We start from the raw sequence: 16,778 nt of genomic DNA, 5'->3' as shown, positions 1-16,778 counted from the left end.
ATGCGTCGCTCACTCTCAGTACTTTTTTGGTTCATTTTCTTTTTCGTCCTGACCACATTTGTCGGAAGCGTTGGGGCGTTCGAGAAGTGGCGACAGGCCCCGGTCACGGCAGCGCTTGAAACGGCAGCGATGAACGGCCAGCGCGAGTCAGTCGTCATTGACTTTTCCAAGACCGTCCAAGCAGAGAGCCTGGTCGACAAGATCACGCTCGTTCCACCCATCCCGTTTCGGACCGAGTGGCAGGACTTCGGCAAACAGCTCATCATTCTGCCTGAGGAGAATTGGGCGCTCGATACGTCGTACCAGCTGGTGATTGGTCAAGGTAGAACGTCGTGGTTTGCTCGGACGCCGATTTTCTCCTTCACTGTCGCCAGTCCGCGGCTCCCGCATATCGTGTCAGTCTCGCCCACCGATCAATCGACGGATGTGCTCCTCGGGGTCGAGGATCCGATCCGAATCGAGTTCGACCGTTCCGTGCGGGACTTCTACATCGATTTCCAGTTCGATCCGCCAGTCGATGTCGTCTATCAGAACAATCCTGAAAAAACGGTGTTCGAGATCCTCCCCACGAGCGATCTGCAACCGGGGAAGCAGTATTCACTAGAGATGCAGCTGCGCTGGAGGAACGAGACTGATCTGGCCTATCGACCGCTCGGTACCATCACCTTCACAACTCTGCCGCCGAAGCCGGTGCGAGCAAATGCGGACTTTTCTGTGCGGGTTGCCGATGCCAAACGCTTCACCCGGGCCAAGCGGTTGGATGGCAAATATATCGATATCAACCTCGCGCAGCAGGTGATGACGCTCTTTGAGGATGGTCGGGCGATTGACGCGTATATGATCTCTTCGGGCAAGCGCGGGATGGATACTCCCAAAGGTGAGTTTGCAATCCAGAACAAGGCGCCGCGACCATGGTCGAAAGCCTATAGTCTCTACATGCCGTACTGGCAAGCGATCACGCCCGATGGGAAATACGGTATCCATGAATTGCCGGAGTGGCCCGGCGGCTACAAGGAAGGGGCGAATCATCTGGGCACCCCGGTGTCGCACGGCTGCATGCGGCTCGGTGTTGGTCCAGCGAAACGTGTCTATGAGTGGGCGCCAATCGGGACACCAGTAGTGATATACTAGCGGCATGAAACGAAAGCTCTACACCCTTGTCTTTGTGATTCGTGATGATAGAATCCTCCTCGGGATGAAGAAACGTGGTTTCGGCGCGGGTCGCTGGAATGGTTTCGGCGGCAAAGTAGAGACGGGCGAGAGCATCCAGGATGCCGCGCGGCGTGAGACAAAGGAGGAGTGTGGCATCGAAATTACAGCGATGGAGCTGGCAGGAAGACATGAGTTTCGCTTTACCGCTTGGCCAGACGAAGTGCTTGAAGCTCACGTATTTCGGGCGATTGACTACGAGCGGGAACCGATTGAGACAGAAGAAATGCGTCCCGAGTGGTTTCCCATCGAGGCGATACCCTACGATATGATGTGGTCAGATGATCGATACTGGTTCCCTGTATTTCTCGCGGGGAAAAAATTCCGGACGAAGTTTCTCTTCGGGGAGGGCGATGTCTTGCTCGAGCAGGATATCCAGGTCGTCGAAAAATTGTAAAGACCGCTCTCTGGCTGATCTCGGAAGTTACAGTTTTTCAATCTCCTTCAGATCCTTGTCGGGGAGGTAGAGGATAATCAGTCCGATGATAATGCCGGGGATCGCCGTCCAGAAGTGGCTGCCGGCAAAGAAGAAGTTGTCGACGCCGTCGAGGAGGTGCCAGATGCCACGCCACACAAGGACGAGTCCGATGACGGTCGCGAGATTTCGGGCGAGATACTGCGGGGTAATTTGATGCATAGTGGCGATCGAGTGGGTATTTACTTTCCCTAGTATAGCCGTTCCTGGCCGGATTCGTAAGGCCTGCGACCACGCCCATGTGGCGGCTTGCTTTCCGTCTTTTTTCGCCCTATACTGCCTTTGTTTTTAACTATCCGGGCCTGTAGTAAAAGCTTGCCCTGTCACCTATTTAGGCAACGATGTATGCTACTGGTAAGTGTAAGCCGCCAGGCGACGGTGTCTTACGATGCGTAAAGCCGGGAGGGGTTACTTGAATAGGTGAGAGGGTGAATATTGCGCAGCATTTCTCACTCCGTTAGAAAGTTATCAATCTGTAAAGGCTCAGGTTTTTCTCAAGGAAACATGGGCCCGTAGTTAAGTGGTACAACGCTGCATTCGCATTGCAGAGGCGCGAGTTCGATTCTCGCCGGGTCCACAGAATGATTTTCTAACGGGGCGGGTTGTCGAGTCGGGAGTTCCCCGCCAGAGGCGAGCAGGGATTCTCCCCAGGTCCACAAATATACTAGAAAAACTTATACAAGAACAATACTACAAGAGTCTAGAAACCTACGAGAACTGGGGAGTTCACAAGTCAGTAGTTTTGAATATGGTTGAGGCACAGGACAGAGGTGTTGTGGAACGGGCGAGAGGAATCGTAGAAAAGTATCACGATACTCCAAGAACTTTATATACAGGAAACTACAATCGACACCCAGTGAGAGTGGCAAGAATTTTATTGGAAGAGTTTGACGTGAAGAATACCAGAGCTGTATTGATTGCTCTCTGTCACGACTTAGGAGAGTGGTCAGAATACGATGTGAAGAATCTCAAAAATGAATTTGGAACTGATGTAATAGCCGGTGTTGAAACTCTAACTTGGAATCAAGGTGATACGTGGGATACATTTTTCCAAAAAATAGTCTCCACGAAGGACGATGACCTCATAAAGGTAAAAATGGCGGATAAACTGGATAATAATAGGGCTGCGGCATTTTCTAGCGAAGCAGAGAAACAAAAAGCTAGGGAGAAAACAGAGAAAGTTTTGCGTCCCTTTGTAGAAAAGAACTACCCAGAGTACTGGGAGAAATTTGAAGAATCCTTAATAGGCTAGAAGAAATAGGTTTCTGAGGAAGTTCATTCTGAATACTCCTCTTTAGCCATTCCAAGTTCCGACCAAGCCGTCGGTTCTGCTATGATTGAGTTCCAATTGAGTCAGATGTAGTCTAAAAAAAGCACCGGGTCTGGAAGACACGGTGCGAGTGATTGTGGTGTCGAAGGGGCTGTTACTCACCACGGATGGCCCGAATGGTGTTGCAGATTCTCGTTAACTGCCCGGAGTATATTTCTTCCAGGTAGGCAGTGGAGAGGTCGACGTGCTCTGATTGAGCCCGATCGCGTGCCTTCATCGCGATCAGTGCTTCACTCTGAGCGGGAGTCAATTGAATCCGCTGTTCACATAGCCAGAGTGCGAATTGTTCGTAGAAGTCAGGTCTGCCCTTGTACTCGACGAGAAAACAATTGAGTCGGTGGAAGAACTCATGGCTCGTCGCGCCCGCTGTCCGGAGATCGAAGAACGAAGCAATCGAGTTTGCGATGAGCGAGACATCGAAGCCAAAGAGCGACTCTGGGCGATCATTACCAGAATCTGAGAATTTCAATGTACCATCCGATGAGATTTTGACTACACCCTCTGCCACGATGAGCGGCGCTGGCAAGACTTTGTTGCCGAATTGGGCATCGGTGGGAGCACTCAGCCAGTCGAGCCGTCGGGCATGTTCCTGGGAGAGATTACGAAATCTGCCGACCGGGTAGCTCACGAGGTCAACGGTCGTTTGTCTGCCAAAGTGACGAAACCGTACTCCGACAACGAAATTGGACCGTATTTCCTGCTGAGGTGGACGACTGATACAGCAACGACAGGAAATGAGCGTATCCCGATGTCCTTCCTGGTCCCCGTATATGAGCGCAATGGTGTGTCGGATGACGTCGGGGAAATTTTGATACGGATAGGCCATCCCGAACTCCTCCATTGCCGCTGTGTAGGATCTTTGATTGAGCACGGAGGTGAGATTCTCAACAGTCATGGTGAAACTCCTTCTGGTTGTTAACGAGCAATCTCGGAACGTCTCAGAGTAATTGAAACACAGTTCTTTGTCAAGAATTGTAACATCGTAGCGACAAGTGTGGAGAGTCACTAGTGACAGCGCTTCTTCTTCTGAAACAGGGTACGAGTATGCTGGCGTAGAGGTTTCGGTTTTTGCCCAGTGGCAATCCCCTATGGTATTATAAAAAAAATTCTGATTGACGATATGAACAAGGATCAAGCAGTGCTTTTCTTTGGGGGCATTGTTTTTCTTATCCTGACAACGGTTTTTGGGATCGCACTTACCGGTGCAAACCGGGAATTGATCACGAAAAGAGCCAGTGAGCGTGCCGAACAGGAGCGTCGGTATCAGGAGGATATGGAAAATAACTCGAAACTGAAGGCCGTGCAACAGGCGGCTGGAAACATCCGAAATCAGCAGGGTTCCATCGAACAACTGCACCCAGGACCACTGACTTCGGGGAGTGTTGTGGCTACTAAAGAGGCCAATCCCGGATCGGTATCTCCGGATCCATATAACAGGGTTCCGGCGCGGACGGGTCGGAAATCAGCTCTGATATTCGGGGACTTAGGACTTTCAGTGTCTGCCCACCCGCTGACTGAGAGTCAACTTCGATATCTCACTTCGCCCAAGGAGTCCGCCGGGAGTCTGCAGGTGTTCGTCATCGATGGCGGCGGCGGTTTCGTGTCGGGTGCGTTGTGCCGGCTCTTTACCACCGCTGGGTATCCAGCCGAAGGGTATCTTCTCAGTCGACTCTCCGATAAGAATGGGATCTGTCTCTTCAGGGATATCCTGGCAGGGGAGTATTCTGTCGAAACATTCACGAAGAACGGGATGGAACATACGGTATCCGTTTCGGTCAGTCCGAATCGCCAGACAGCGGTTTTCCCGGATATCTACCCGATAGATCTATCGGCTTCGTGTTCGGATACGGATGGGGCTGATCTATTCCTTCGAGGCAGTGAATTCGAAGTCTGTCGTGACACGAGCCACGTCATGGAGAGTGGTTGCGGCGCGTTCCTTCCGAGCGGACCGCAGTCTTCATGGAGTAAGATATATTTCTGTCCGAATGGATGTTCGGAAGGGGCGTGTAAGAACTGATTCTCTATGAGCGACCAGGCGATCTCGTATCTCCGCGAGAACAAGGAACGATATGCCAAAGAAGCACTCATCTCGGTGCTGAGGACTTCCGGTTACTCAGAAGAAGATATCGTGGCGAGCGCGAGAGTGGTGTATGGAGTTGTCCCGACCGTCAACGCTCCTCAGACATCGGTCGTGTCGGACTTTCTCATCGGTTTCATCGTCCCACTTCTCTTCCTAATTTTCCTCCCGTTCCTCACTGTCGTCCTGGATATATTCTTCATTGTGTATTTCTGGAAGCGGCGACGATATATCCCATACGGGGTGTTCACGCGTTGGGTTTTCATGGTGCTGTTTGCCGGTAGCATACTGCGTTACATGACTCCTCGTTTCCTCTAATTGTTAGTCGCTCTACCTTATGGAACCAGAAGATCAGAAGAATGAGAACGATGCGTCGCTTCGCGAGCTGCTCATCAAGATGAATACCCAGCTGGAGGAGCAAAGCCGTGAGATTGCCTCGCTGAAGCATGCTAATCAGGTGACACCGCCCACGGCCGAGCCAACCAGAACGGCACCATTGATTCCCGAGGGAACCGCTTTTGCATCGCCCGTTCCACCGACCCCGCCAACGCCTCCCGCTCCTCCGGTGTACACGGAAAAGAAGGCTGAACAACCGACCCCGGCTGCTCACTCGGCTTCCTTTGAAGAGAAACTCGGCATGAAATGGTTTTCGGTCGCGGGTATCGTGGTCCTTATCCTGGGGATTTCCTTCTTCCTTAAATACGCCTTCGACAACGATTGGATCGGGGAGACGGGTCGGGTCATCATCGGTATCGCGATCGGCGTCGGGCTGCTCGGACTGGGTGAAAAGCTCATCCGGCAGTATCCGAGATACGCGTACCTCCTGACCGGCGGGGGGATTGTGATTCTCTACCTCTCTTTCTTTGCGGCCTATCAGTTCTATCACCTCCTGCCGGTCTGGGCCGCCTATGGAGCCTTTACGCTCGTGACGGCGTCCGGGATGGCGTTGGCAATTCGGTACGATGCGCAGCTCATCCTTGTGTTGGCTTCGGCCGGCGGTTTCATGACCCCGATACTTATCTCTTCGGGCGAAAACCACCCCGTCGCGCTCTTCTCGTATATTCTCATCCTCGATATCGCCATCCTGATTGTCTCATTCTTCAAATCCTGGTACCGACTCAACGTACTCGGATCGATTGCAACCGTCTTCATATACCTGGCCTGGTCAGGGCAGTTTTATAGTGACAGCCAACTCTTGGTCGCCCTGACGTTCATGACACTCTTCTTCATCTTGTACTCCGTATCGTTCCTCGCCTATCGGATCCGATCCAAGACCGAGACAAAAGCTGGACTGAACGAGCCGCTCACGGCTGACCGAGCGCTGACACTCCTGTTGCCGCTTATCTACTTTGTCGGTGTCTGGAGTCTCTTGTGGGTTGAGTATCGTCCTTTCATGGGGTACTTCACCGCTCTGCTCGGTCTGTACTATTTCCTCTTCGCCTACGCCGCGAAAGCATTTTCTCCCAACGATTCGACGCTCCGGGCGCTGCTCTCTTTCCTTTCGATCGGATTCCTCACGCTGGCGATCCCGATCGAGTTCCGAGGTAATGTTATCACCCTGGCCTGGATCGTCGAGATGTTCGTCATCTTCGCTTACGGCATCTACACGCGGCACCAAGCGATCCTGCAGTTCGGATTGCTGGTGGCGGCGCTGACCTTCCTGCGTCTCATCATCATCGAACCGTTCCATATCGATCCGGGATCCAGTGCGATCTTCAATGGACGATTTCTGACGTACCTGTTTGCGGTCGGAGTGCTTTTCCTGCTTGGATATCTCGCGCAGCGCGGTCTTGACTCGACAGAGGATCTCCGCTGGAAAGCGACCATATCATCATATATTGTTTTGTTCTTCTTTACGGCTAATTTCTTTGCTGTCTCCGCAGGCAGTATGGAGATAGATTATTACTATGACACCCGGATCAGCGCGGTCGATGCCACTACGGCATCCTTGGGGTATACGGCGGACTATGATCCGGGCCGGGCAGCTCGCGAGGAACTCCGGAGTCTCCAAAGTTGGGCGAGCGTAACCCTGTCGCTCTTTTGGATCGCGTACGCTATCGTTTTGCTTGCGTTCGGGATGCTTCGGAAATCCCGCTGGCCGCGTATCGGTGGACTGCTCCTCCTCGTGTTCGCGCTTCTCAAGTTGTTTTTCCATGATCTCTGGAGTCTCGGCCCGCTCTATCGGATCATCTCATCGATCGTGCTCGGCATCGTGCTCCTGTCGATCTCGTTCTTGTACACTCGCTATCGGGAGCGGTTTCGGGAGATTATTTAGCGACTAACTTCTGCCCCTATGTTGCTCAAAAGTGCTTTCGTTGGTGGATTCTTCGGGGTCGGGGTACTACTCTCGTTACCCTCGGTCGCCTCAGCAGATTTCCGCTTGTCAGACTGGCTCTCTACCAAGGAGCTGACGGTCCAGTCTCCAGGACTGGTTCGTTTTGCGATCGATGACGAGGTATTCTCGGGATCGAAGAGTGACCTCTCGGATCTCCGGATCATCTCGCCGGAGGGGAAGGAAGTCCCGTACAAGCTCTCGGCTGCTAGAGTGACGACCGAGGTGCAGTCTCTAGCGTTCCCAATCTCAAACAATTCTTCCGTCCCAGGAGAATCGACGAGCGTCATCATCGACACGAGCCAGGCTGGTCCGATCAATGAGCTCAGTATCCGGACCGCATCCAGAAATTTTCAACGCAACGTGACTGTGTACGGATCGGATGACAGGACCTCTTGGCGCGTCCTTCGCGAGAACGCTTACATCTATGATTATCTGGATGGGCGGGGGAATTTCCACGCGACCGGTACGACAATTTCTATCCCGACGAGCACGTTTGCCTCCCTCAAGATCGTCATCGACGATCCCAAGGGTTCGCCGGTCGTCATCCTCGGTGTTACCGGACGCCAGACCAAGACCGTCTCGGCCAGGGAAGTCTTTCGGGAACTCCCGTACCAGATGGACAAAGATGCCGAATCCCAAGAGAGTATGATCGTGATTGATGAGGGATCAGAAGGAATCCCTGCCAGCCGGGTGAAACTCGAAATCGATGAGAAGAATTTCAATCGCAGTGTCATTGTTGAGTCGGGGGATGACAGGGTTACCTGGCGCCGTCTCGGTCAGGACTATATCTTTCGGTACGCTACGCCTCGTTTCTTTGGCGAAAAGACCGAGGTTACTTTTCCGGAGACGTTTGATCGGTACCTCCGCCTTCGGATACTCGACTATGACGATCAGTCGCTCACGCTCGGTACGCTCCGTCTCGCATCGCTCTACCGGGAAGTGGTCTTTGAAGCGAAACAAGCCGGGATATTTTCTGTCTATTTCGGAAATCCTGGCGCGCATCGGCCGGTCTATGATTTCGAGCAATACGTCGCCTATCTCGACCCATCCTCGGCGACAGAAGCGGTCTCGGGTGCTCGGTATGTGAATGCTGCATACGTCGCTCCGGTAGCGCCACCCCTTCCTTTCTCAGAGCGGTACCCGTATCTTTTGCCGGGAGCACTGATTCTGTTTGTCGCATCACTCACGCTCATCATGCTCCGGTTTATTCGAAACGACCGCTAACCGTTCGTTCCAAGAGGCGTTAGCCTTGGCGTGATCCAATATTTTCGTTAAGAGGAAGGGTCGAGGAGAAGCGCTCTCTCATCGGCGTTTTTGCTGTTGGACGACTATTGAGTGTCAGTTGGGACGAAGGGGGCCGGTGGCACCTCGAACAGCATGTAATCGGCAGAGCCCCAGACGACGCGGAGCGAGTGGCCGGCGAAATCAGTGAAGCGTTCAATTTTGGCTCGAAAGGTCTGGTTCTGGTCGTGCTGAAGTTCGCGGAGAAGTATCCGTGAGAAGAAGACGTACTGGATATCGAGGGCTCGGAATGTTTCGAGCACCCCGTCTGATCCACCGGTGTCGAAGAGGCAGTTGAAGGTATCGAGATGAGGATCATTGTAGGCGCGGACAGCGTGGTCGTCGACAGCATACCAGAGGCGGGACCCCGTGATATAGATTCGGGGCGCGGACGGTCGATTGATGGCGCTCTTGAGCGTCTTCAGACCGGAGAAAGTGACATCGAGGTAGTCACTGGCTTCGAGGGTTCCTGCGGCATAGCGGAAGTGTTCTGGTGAGCCGGAAAACTTCATCCGAACGAGGGTGTTGCCGATGAGGCCGACCACGAAGAGAATTGCCAGGAAACGAAACAGTGCGATTGAGACTGACCGGCTTCGGCTGATCGCTTCAGCAGCGAGTAGCGATAGGAGCGCGATGACAGGGTATCCGTACCACGGGACACGCTGTGCGAGACATAGCCACACCAGCAAGTATCCGGCAGAGAGGAGTATGAGCTGGGTGCTCGGTGATCGAAGGTGTTCACGTGTTGGGTCACGGACTATCGACCATGTATACCAGAGCCAGAGAGGCAGGATGGCGAGAAAGAGGAATCCAATCTCGGTCGCAAACGCGGCCACGGTCAGGTTCATCGTGATATCCCAGGGGAGGAAGAGGAGAGTGGCGATCGGACCGCGCTGCCCCACGAAGCGGGTGAAGTCTTCGGCAGCGGCCGTTGATTGACACCGATGATCAGTGAGGAGAAGAGCGATGTCGCGGTGGAGCGACGGCGAGTCCGGTGGATAACTCGCGAGGATTTGTGAAAATTCATAGGGCTGCCCGGGCGGGTGTGTGGCTACTGATAGCATAAGCCAGGGGAGGACCGGCAAGAGGACGAAGACGCCCGCCAGCACGATGGTCCGGGACGACGGCCAGATTGCTGTGGCTGACTGTCGGGTGAGGAACACGATGAGGATACCGATGCCAAGCGGCGCGAGGAGGAAGAGGGCAGTGAGTTTGATGGTCAGTGCAAAACTGAAGAGGTAAAGGGCGAGGAAACAAGCTGACATATCGCGGGATCGAAGCCAGCGGATAAGCGACCAAAAGAATAGTGTGGTCACGGGGAAAAGCCAGGCGTCCGGTTTGGTCTCGTTGAGAGCGAGGGCGGCGCCCATCGGTATCGAGAGCGTGAGTACAGCGGCGATGGCACCGACATTCGCGCCCCAGATCGCTCGGCCAAAGGCGAAGAGGATGGCCGCCCCGAGGAGTAGTCCGTACACGCCGAGTGAGAGCGCGAGCATCATCTTCTGGTCATGACTCGCGATTCCGACGGCGGCAGCGGTGAGTTCAAATGGAAAGGGATTTCCACCGGGCAGGAAGGCCTGTGCTGCCTGCATCCGATGGACGTGATCCATGTAATAGGTCATGTCATCGAAACCGGTGGGTTCGGGGCGGATGGTTTCGGACAGGTTCAGCGCGACGAGGAAAAGTCCGAAGAGGGCGAGCGCGAAGAGTGGACTCTTCACATCAAGATGCCAGACATCGCTCCCAAGGCAATAGCGACAAAGAGACAGGAGATAGCGCCATTCAAAGAGTGCGATACCGGCAAGACAAACCCAGATGACCCCAGGCGTGAGCGCTGAGAGCCATCCGAGAGCGACCAGGAGTGTCGCCCACAGACTCGACCCAATGACGATACGGAGGAAAAATCCGTAGCTCGCGTCCGTTCGGTCTGAGTCCCGCAGTCGTTTCAAGACACTGTTCCCCGTGGCGGCAAGTACTCCCGAGAGGAGGAAATAGGTCACGATGACAGTTCCGAGTTTCGTGAGGAAAGACAGATTGGCTGTGGGCCAAACGGCGAAGGGGATAACCGGTGCATGGCCGGGCAAGAGGCCGATCAGGAAGACTTGGGTATTGAAGATGACCAAGGCCAGGAGCCCGATAATAACCAGCCAGATCAGACGTCTGATACGGAGGTCCGAGGATGGACCGCGGTGAGCCTGCCATCCCGAAGCGACGAATACCGTCAGTCCCGCGCAGACGATGAGCGGCAGACTGATGGCGAGCCAATCATCGGGGAGCACGAAAAAGTGGTGACGCAGCCAGACGGCTGTGACGGCCAGAGAGAAACCGGAAAAGAGGATGAAAAAAGGTGGCATGCGGGAAGGAATGTGCGTCGGGCGGATTGGTTAGAGCCTCTCTTGACAATCAGTCACAAACCAGGCTAGTCTGGCCCCAGCCAAAGGCGTTTCAAGCGCCAAGTTTTGGCTTAGTGTAGCACATTTCCAATCGAATCTCAACGAATAACTGGAAGGAGTTGCATCATGTCAGACAAGCGATGTTTCAAAGAGTTGCTTCAGGCGGGCTGGGATGCGGGGAAATTTGTCTGCGTCGGGCTCGACAGCGAACTGGAGAAGATTCCCGCCATGGTTTACCTCCCTCGGGGAGATGGAAACGTTCGTGATGTTGCTCAAACGATGACCATCTTCAACCAAATCATCGTTGAGGCGACCAAGGATCTTGTCCTTGCCTACAAGCCGAATCTCGCGTTCTATATCGCTCATGGCGATCTCGGCCTCTGGGCACTTCGCGATACGGTGCTGCACATTCATACTGTCGCGCCGGACGTTCCGGTGATTCTCGATGCCAAGGACATGGACATCGGCAATACTAATGCCGGCTATGTGCAGATGGCATTCGAGTATTGCGAGGCGGATGCGATCACGGTCAATCCGTATCTCGGTATGGAAGCGGCTCAGCCGTTCCTCGACCAGAAAGACAAGGGTGTCATCGTGCTCTGCCGGACGTCCAACAAGGGCTCTGGTGAGTTTCAGGGTCTAGACGTCTCTGGGGACAGCGTGCCCGGTGGATATATGCTTCTTTACCAGTATGTAGCACATCGTGTTTCGAGGTATTGGAACACAAATGGTAATTGTGCTCTCGTTGTCGGAGCCACGTATCCGGGAGAACTTGCCGAAGTTCGCCAGATCGTCGGTGATGTTATGCCGATTCTCATCCCAGGTATCGGGGCGCAGGGTGGCGACTTGGAAGCAACCGTGAAAGCGGGTAGGGACAGTCGTGGGCAGGGGATGATCATCAATGCCTCACGCAGCATCATCTTCGCTTCAAGCGGCCCAGAATTCGCCGAAGCCGCCCGTCGTGAGACGCAGAAGCTGAACGGTCTCATCAACCAGTATCGCAACGCCTGATTCAGGCAGAAGGAGAACACAATGAGCACTGCTTCTCAAGTCCTCGCTGACGTAAATGCTGTCATTACCGACAGTCATCTCGTCTATACCTCTGGCAAACACGCCTCGGCCTATGTCAACAAAGATGCGGTCTATCCGCATATCCGCAAGACATCAGCTCTCTCCCGCATGATCGCCATCGAGTTTGCCAATGATTGTGTCGACGTGGTTATCGCTCCGGCTGTCGGTGGCGTGATCCTTTCGCAGTGGATAGCGTACCATCTTTCGATGGTTCTGGGAGCATCGGATGTGCTTGGTGTCTATGCCGAGAAAGAAACCGAGGGAGTCGCGGATCCGGAAGGCAAAGGCAGGAAGTGCTACATCGAGACGGGCAACTTTGTCATCAAGAGAGGCTCTGACAAGCTCATCCAAGGCAAACGAGTGCTCGTGGCGGAGGATGTCATCAATACAGGTGGCTCGGTAAGGAAGACCATCGAGGCAGTGCGCCAGTGTGGCGGCGTGGTCGTCGGAGTCGGGGCTCTCTGCAATCGTGGCGGTGTCACGATGCAAGACCTCGATGTACCGAAGTTCGTCCCGCTCATGGAAGTGACACTCGACGCATGGGACGAAGCAGACTGTCCACTCTGTGAACGGGGTGTCCCGATCAATACCGAAGTCGGTAAGGGGCGGGAGTATCTCGCTCGGAAGACAGTCCGCTGACAACAAGCCGTCGAATTCAAAAGGGGTACCGAGTGTATGCAACTGCATGCGCCACGGCCCCGTTTTTTCTTTGCTATACTGGGTGGGCGTAATTTTGAACCTGGGTATGCCGAAAAAAATCCGCGTGGGAATCCTGTTTGGCGGGAAATCAGTGGAACACGAAGTCTCGCTCCGGTCGGCGAGCAATGTCATCGCGGCTTTGGACCGGAAGAAGTACACGCCGGTGCTCATCGGTATCGACAAAGGCGGACACTGGCAGACGGGCCAAGACCTCTTGGGATCGGGGGTGAGCGCCATGAGCGCCCTAGCTCAAGAGGGGCAGCATCACGTGACCCTGACGCCAGCCAATGCAGGGCAGCTCGTCCCTCTCTCGGCGGGAGCCAAAAGAGAATCCTTGCAATCCGTCGATGTGGTCTTCCCCATCCTCCATGGACCATTGGGTGAGGATGGGACGGTCCAGGGACTTTTGAAACTCGCTGGTGTGCCATTTGTCGGAGCGAGTGTGCTCGGTTCGGCTATCGGGATGGACAAGGATGTGATGAAACGTCTCCTCCGAGAGGCTGGTCTTCCAGTAGCAAAGTTCATCACGCTTCGGAAAGGGGAGCCGTGTTCCTATCATGAGGCAGCAAAAAAACTCGGGGCAATCATGTTCATCAAACCGGCCAATGCAGGCTCATCGGTCGGGATCTCCAAGGTCAAACGAGCGAAGGATTTCAAGGAAGCTGTCCGTGTCGCCTTCACCTATGACACGAAGGTCATCATCGAGGAATTTATTGTCGGCCGGGAAATCGAGTGTGCCATCCTCGGGAATCACAAACCGATCGCGTCGATTCCCGGTGAAGTCATCCCCACTCACGAATTTTATAGCTATGAGGCGAAGTACCTGGATGAACAGGGGGCGCGGATTGAAATCCCAGCAAGGCTGACCAAACAGCAAGTCAAAGCGGTGCAAAAACTTGCCATTCAGACTTTCCGGGTTCTGGAATGTGCTGGCTTGGGGCGGGTCGATTTCTTTCTGACACCACGTGGGAGATGGTATGTGAACGAGATCAATACCCTCCCTGGTTTCACGAGTATCAGCATGTATCCCAAGCTCTTTGAGGCAACCGGTATCCCATACGCCGAGCTTATCGACCGATTGATCATGTTGGCGCTGGAGCGATTTGGCGAGGAGGGACAGTTGATGACTTCGCGGTTATGAATTTGGCTGACCTCGACCGTTACGATTACTCGCTCCCGCCCGAGCTCATCCGGAAGATGCCGCTCGAGCCGCGTGATAGTGCCCGGCTTTTCATCTATGACACGGCCACGGATACGGTCCGTTTTGACGCGTTCGCACATCTCGCGGACTATCTCCCGCCCGCATCTCTCGTCGTCCTGAACGATACACGTGTTCATCCGGCGCGACTCTGGCTACAGAAGCCGACCGGCGGCAAGATTGAAGTATTTGTGCTCGTGAACGAATGGGACGGACAGGGACTGATCCCAGCTTTTGTCGATCGAAAGCTCTCAATTGGTGACCGACTCGTGTTTCCGAATGGCGATGGTTTCGTGGTTGAACGACAGGATGAACAGCGCTTCTTCTTCCGGTTGGAGAGCGCACAGCCACTTTTTGAGCTTCTGAATACATTTGGTTTGACTCCAGTGCCGCATTATTTGGAAAGTGACAGCGCACCAGATGAGGCCATGCTGCGGAAACGCTATCAGACGGTGTTCGCGGCCGCGGGTCAATCCGTGGCGGCCCCGACGGCCTCGCTTCACTTCACGGATCGAGTCTTTGAAGCGCTTGAGGAGCGGGGGATCGAGACGGAGCGGATCACACTCGATGTCGGTCCGGGTACCTTCGCCCCGCTGACGGAGAGGAATTTCGAGACGAGTCGGCTTCATGCCGAGCGTGTGACCGTCACCGCCGGAGCCGCCCGACGGCTGAATGTGGCCAAAGAGACAAACCACCCAGTTGTCGCGGTTGGGACGACTGTTGCACGGACGCTTGAGACAGTGAGGCAGCAAGGGAGTTTCCAGGCCCATACGGGGCTGATCGACACATTTATCTACCCGCCCTATCGTTTCACGGCGGTCGATATCCTCCTCACGAATTTCCATCTCCCGAAAACCTCGCTCATGCTCCTCGTCGATGCCTTCCTCCAGGACAAGGGCGCGAAACAGAGCGTCACGGATCTGTACACTATCGCGATCCAGGAACACTTTTCATTCTACTCATTCGGTGACAGTCTACTCATCCGCTGAGGCTACGTCCCATTGACGGCAGTCAGTACCTGTGCCATAATCGTGCACACTGTACCTTAACGTATTGTATTACGAGCACAGCGCTTTCTGTGTACTTGGACAAAGGAGCAAAGCATGTCTGTAACAGCAACCCAAGGGCGTTCCCTGTCTTTCAAAGAGTTGAAGGCGCTGATTTCGCTAGTGATTCGAAGCCTCTTTACCTCTGGCGCTACACCTACCCGGCCCCGGCCGGTGCAGAGCGAATCGGCTGATCAGTTGCCAAAGGTCATTCCGATACGTGAACCCCAGGGGAACTCATCGGTGGAAACGGATACACCGAAAGCCGGGGGTGACTCCCTAGTTGGGGTGGACGAACAAGGAGAGGCCAATCTTGACGAGATGGAAAGTGTGATGTCAGCCTCCCCATCTCCATCAGCCGAAGCCGATCAGCCGATCGGTCCTTCTGTTCCGGTGAGCGAACCAACGCGTGCCGAACCGGAAATCAAACCTGTGGCTCCTCCCTCGGTGGATGCCACGCCGATCGTCGACAATGGGGTGGCGATGTGGCCGCGACTCTTCGAGTTGTTGAGGAGTATGCAGCTCGGGCCGAACGGCTTCAACATCGAGTCAGCCCTGCATCAGATCTGCGTCGATCCGGCTGAATTACAGCGCTTTTGTGAAGTCCTCGCCGCGCCGCTCTTGCTTAAATCAACGCAACCGATTGCAGTCGTGATTGGAGTCGGTGGGTGTGGTAGTGCGTTGGCAGGAGCGGTTGCCCGACGTTTGTCACCATGTACCCTTCATAAGAACTCGAGTGCGGTGGCGTTTCTCCCGATGGAGAAGAATGGAAAACGCTCTGTATTCATTGCACCGGATCTGGCTGGGAAATTACTCCGTGGCAAACAGGTACTGATCGTCACACCGATCTTGACGCCTGCGAATGTCGCGGAGATCCAGGGCATGATTCACGCCGTCGAAAGTGAGCTCAATGTGAACGCGAATGTACATTCCATCGTGACGTTGCTCGAGCTGCAGAATTGCGGGCCATTGACGCATAGCGTTGGTAAAGCTTCATCGATCAAGGTCTGGTCTGGTCTCACACTCAACTTTGGCCTCTGAATCCGCCTGGTATCCTAGACCCATTTGAACCCCGAGGACGTGATCCATCGGGGCTCTTTTTTAGCTGGTAGCTTGTCAAATGGGCTTGGAAGCGCTAGGATAGGGCATAAGTTTTGAATGGTAGATGGTATGAAAGTGATCCTCGTCAAGGATGTCACCAATGTCGGGAAAGCCGGAGAGATCAAGGAGGTCAAGAAAGGCTTTGCGTTCAACTTCCTTCTCCCCGAGGGGTTAGCGGAACTCGCGACTGCGGGTATGGTAAAATCAGTTGAGAAGTCGCTCGAAAAGCGTAACGCTGAGAAGACGGCCAAGCTCGCCGAGCTCGCGACGTCGATGAAGCGTCTCGATGGCATGACGTTTACGGTGGCGGCCAAGGCGGCGGAGGGGAAGCTGTTTGGATCGGTTACCGTGGCTGATATCGTCGCAGCGGCCAAGGCGGCTGACATCGAGATCATCGACGATATGGTCAATCTCGAGCACCCCATCAAAACCGTTGGCGAGCACGCCGTGAAGCTTGTCGCCGGGACAGCCAAGGCGACCGTGACGGTCTCGGTTGTCGCAGAATAATACCAGTGATTCTTTGAAAAAGGGCCGTTCTTCCCGAAACGAAGGCGGCCCTTTCT

At 54.3% G+C, this 16,778-nt stretch carries 16 protein-coding genes and 1 tRNA gene; 14 read left to right on the top strand and 3 right to left on the bottom strand.

All coding sequences use genetic code 11. The features are described from left to right. Complete coding sequence (locus tag IPJ68_02670; GenBank protein ID QQR79152.1) at nucleotides 1-1,131, top strand: L,D-transpeptidase family protein; 1,131 nt, start codon at nucleotides 1-3, stop codon at nucleotides 1,129-1,131. 4 nt (nucleotides 1,132-1,135) lie between these two features. Beyond that, nucleotides 1,136-1,606 carry an 8-oxo-dGTP diphosphatase gene (locus tag IPJ68_02665; protein ID QQR79151.1) on the top strand — a complete coding sequence of 157 codons (471 nt, stop codon included), beginning with the start codon at nucleotides 1,136-1,138 and terminating at the stop codon, nucleotides 1,604-1,606. Nucleotides 1,607-1,633: 27 nt separating this feature from the next. On the opposite strand, the gene IPJ68_02660 is transcribed toward IPJ68_02665, so the two are convergent. After that, nucleotides 1,634-1,846: a hypothetical protein gene (locus IPJ68_02660; protein ID QQR79150.1), complete on the bottom strand. Its 213-nt coding sequence runs from the start codon at nucleotides 1,844-1,846 to the stop codon at nucleotides 1,634-1,636. 344 nt (nucleotides 1,847-2,190) lie between these two features. Between IPJ68_02660 and IPJ68_02655 the strand changes: the two genes are divergently transcribed. Both IPJ68_02655 and IPJ68_02650 read left to right on the top strand, forming a co-directional pair. Beyond that, nucleotides 2,191-2,261, top strand: a tRNA-Ala gene (locus IPJ68_02655). A gap of 171 nt (nucleotides 2,262-2,432) precedes the next feature. After that, on the top strand, nucleotides 2,433-2,936 hold the full coding sequence (locus IPJ68_02650; protein ID QQR79149.1) for a hypothetical protein: 504 nt from the start codon (nucleotides 2,433-2,435) through the stop codon (nucleotides 2,934-2,936). 172 nt (nucleotides 2,937-3,108) lie between these two features. Here IPJ68_02650 and IPJ68_02645 read toward each other — a convergent pair whose 3' ends face one another. Then, nucleotides 3,109-3,909, bottom strand: coding sequence for a hypothetical protein (locus tag IPJ68_02645; GenBank protein QQR79148.1), 801 nt, complete (start codon nucleotides 3,907-3,909; stop codon nucleotides 3,109-3,111). A 225-nt stretch (nucleotides 3,910-4,134) separates the two neighbouring features. Between IPJ68_02645 and IPJ68_02640 the strand changes: the two genes are divergently transcribed. The 4 genes from IPJ68_02640 to IPJ68_02625 are packed head-to-tail and all read left to right on the top strand — an operon-like array spanning nucleotide 4,135 to nucleotide 8,650. Continuing rightward, complete coding sequence (locus IPJ68_02640) at nucleotides 4,135-5,031, top strand: carboxypeptidase regulatory-like domain-containing protein (GenBank protein ID QQR79147.1); 897 nt, start codon at nucleotides 4,135-4,137, stop codon at nucleotides 5,029-5,031. 6 nt (nucleotides 5,032-5,037) lie between these two features. Beyond that, complete coding sequence (locus IPJ68_02635; protein ID QQR79146.1) at nucleotides 5,038-5,409, top strand: hypothetical protein; 372 nt, start codon at nucleotides 5,038-5,040, stop codon at nucleotides 5,407-5,409. A 19-nt stretch (nucleotides 5,410-5,428) separates the two neighbouring features. Further along, on the top strand, nucleotides 5,429-7,366 hold the full coding sequence (locus tag IPJ68_02630; GenBank protein QQR79145.1) for a DUF2339 domain-containing protein: 1,938 nt from the start codon (nucleotides 5,429-5,431) through the stop codon (nucleotides 7,364-7,366). Nucleotides 7,367-7,384: 18 nt separating this feature from the next. Next, the gene (locus tag IPJ68_02625) at nucleotides 7,385-8,650 is read left to right on the top strand and encodes a DUF3999 family protein (protein QQR79144.1); all 1,266 of its coding nucleotides are present in this window, start codon (nucleotides 7,385-7,387) and stop codon (nucleotides 8,648-8,650) included. A gap of 104 nt (nucleotides 8,651-8,754) precedes the next feature. Here IPJ68_02625 and IPJ68_02620 read toward each other — a convergent pair whose 3' ends face one another. Beyond that, the gene (locus IPJ68_02620; protein QQR79143.1) at nucleotides 8,755-11,061 is read right to left on the bottom strand and encodes a glycosyltransferase family 39 protein; all 2,307 of its coding nucleotides are present in this window, start codon (nucleotides 11,059-11,061) and stop codon (nucleotides 8,755-8,757) included. 165 nt (nucleotides 11,062-11,226) lie between these two features. Between IPJ68_02620 and pyrF the strand changes: the two genes are divergently transcribed. From pyrF to rplI, 6 genes are all read left to right on the top strand, one after another. Continuing rightward, nucleotides 11,227-12,111, top strand: coding sequence for an orotidine-5'-phosphate decarboxylase (gene pyrF, locus IPJ68_02615; protein ID QQR79142.1), 885 nt, complete (start codon nucleotides 11,227-11,229; stop codon nucleotides 12,109-12,111). A 21-nt stretch (nucleotides 12,112-12,132) separates the two neighbouring features. Further along, nucleotides 12,133-12,810: a phosphoribosyltransferase gene (locus IPJ68_02610; protein QQR79141.1), complete on the top strand. Its 678-nt coding sequence runs from the start codon at nucleotides 12,133-12,135 to the stop codon at nucleotides 12,808-12,810. 106 nt (nucleotides 12,811-12,916) lie between these two features. Then, nucleotides 12,917-14,011, top strand: coding sequence for a D-alanine--D-alanine ligase (ddlA, locus tag IPJ68_02605; GenBank protein QQR79140.1), 1,095 nt, complete (start codon nucleotides 12,917-12,919; stop codon nucleotides 14,009-14,011). After that, the gene (gene queA / locus IPJ68_02600) at nucleotides 14,008-15,057 is read left to right on the top strand and encodes a tRNA preQ1(34) S-adenosylmethionine ribosyltransferase-isomerase QueA (protein QQR79139.1); all 1,050 of its coding nucleotides are present in this window, start codon (nucleotides 14,008-14,010) and stop codon (nucleotides 15,055-15,057) included. Before ddlA ends, queA begins: the two co-directional genes overlap by 4 nt. Before the next feature lie 114 nt (nucleotides 15,058-15,171). Beyond that, the gene (locus IPJ68_02595; GenBank protein QQR79138.1) at nucleotides 15,172-16,155 is read left to right on the top strand and encodes a hypothetical protein; all 984 of its coding nucleotides are present in this window, start codon (nucleotides 15,172-15,174) and stop codon (nucleotides 16,153-16,155) included. Nucleotides 16,156-16,284: 129 nt separating this feature from the next. Continuing rightward, a complete protein-coding gene (gene rplI, locus IPJ68_02590; GenBank protein ID QQR79137.1) occupies nucleotides 16,285-16,722 on the top strand; it encodes a 50S ribosomal protein L9 in 438 nt (145 codons plus the stop codon). Nucleotides 16,723-16,778 lie beyond the last annotated feature (56 nt).

Source organism: Candidatus Moraniibacteriota bacterium (genome assembly GCA_016699425.1).
In the GTDB taxonomy this organism is placed as follows: domain Bacteria; phylum Patescibacteriota; class Minisyncoccia; order Moranbacterales; family UBA1568; genus SSEF01.
Note: the sequence above shows the minus strand (reverse complement) of the source record. Positions and strands in the feature narration are given on the sequence as shown.

Bases quoted from the DNA above. Each gene is read 5' to 3' on its own strand.
- IPJ68_02670 (QQR79152.1), top strand. From the start codon at position 1: ATGCGTCGCTCACTCTCAGTACTTTTTTGGTTCATTTTCTTTTTCGTC.
- IPJ68_02665 (QQR79151.1), top strand. From the start codon at position 1,136: ATGAAACGAAAGCTCTACACCCTTGTCTTTGTGATTCGTGATGATAGA.
- IPJ68_02660 (QQR79150.1), bottom strand. From the start codon at position 1,846: ATGCATCAAATTACCCCGCAGTATCTCGCCCGAAATCTCGCGACCGTC.
- IPJ68_02650 (QQR79149.1), top strand. From the start codon at position 2,433: ATGGTTGAGGCACAGGACAGAGGTGTTGTGGAACGGGCGAGAGGAATC.
- IPJ68_02645 (QQR79148.1), bottom strand. From the start codon at position 3,909: ATGACTGTTGAGAATCTCACCTCCGTGCTCAATCAAAGATCCTACACA.
- IPJ68_02640 (QQR79147.1), top strand. From the start codon at position 4,135: ATGAACAAGGATCAAGCAGTGCTTTTCTTTGGGGGCATTGTTTTTCTT.
- IPJ68_02635 (QQR79146.1), top strand. From the start codon at position 5,038: ATGAGCGACCAGGCGATCTCGTATCTCCGCGAGAACAAGGAACGATAT.
- IPJ68_02630 (QQR79145.1), top strand. From the start codon at position 5,429: ATGGAACCAGAAGATCAGAAGAATGAGAACGATGCGTCGCTTCGCGAG.
- IPJ68_02625 (QQR79144.1), top strand. From the start codon at position 7,385: ATGTTGCTCAAAAGTGCTTTCGTTGGTGGATTCTTCGGGGTCGGGGTA.
- IPJ68_02620 (QQR79143.1), bottom strand. From the start codon at position 11,061: ATGCCACCTTTTTTCATCCTCTTTTCCGGTTTCTCTCTGGCCGTCACA.
- pyrF (QQR79142.1), top strand. From the start codon at position 11,227: ATGTCAGACAAGCGATGTTTCAAAGAGTTGCTTCAGGCGGGCTGGGAT.
- IPJ68_02610 (QQR79141.1), top strand. From the start codon at position 12,133: ATGAGCACTGCTTCTCAAGTCCTCGCTGACGTAAATGCTGTCATTACC.
- ddlA (QQR79140.1), top strand. From the start codon at position 12,917: ATGCCGAAAAAAATCCGCGTGGGAATCCTGTTTGGCGGGAAATCAGTG.
- queA (QQR79139.1), top strand. From the start codon at position 14,008: ATGAATTTGGCTGACCTCGACCGTTACGATTACTCGCTCCCGCCCGAG.
- IPJ68_02595 (QQR79138.1), top strand. From the start codon at position 15,172: ATGTCTGTAACAGCAACCCAAGGGCGTTCCCTGTCTTTCAAAGAGTTG.
- rplI (QQR79137.1), top strand. From the start codon at position 16,285: ATGAAAGTGATCCTCGTCAAGGATGTCACCAATGTCGGGAAAGCCGGA.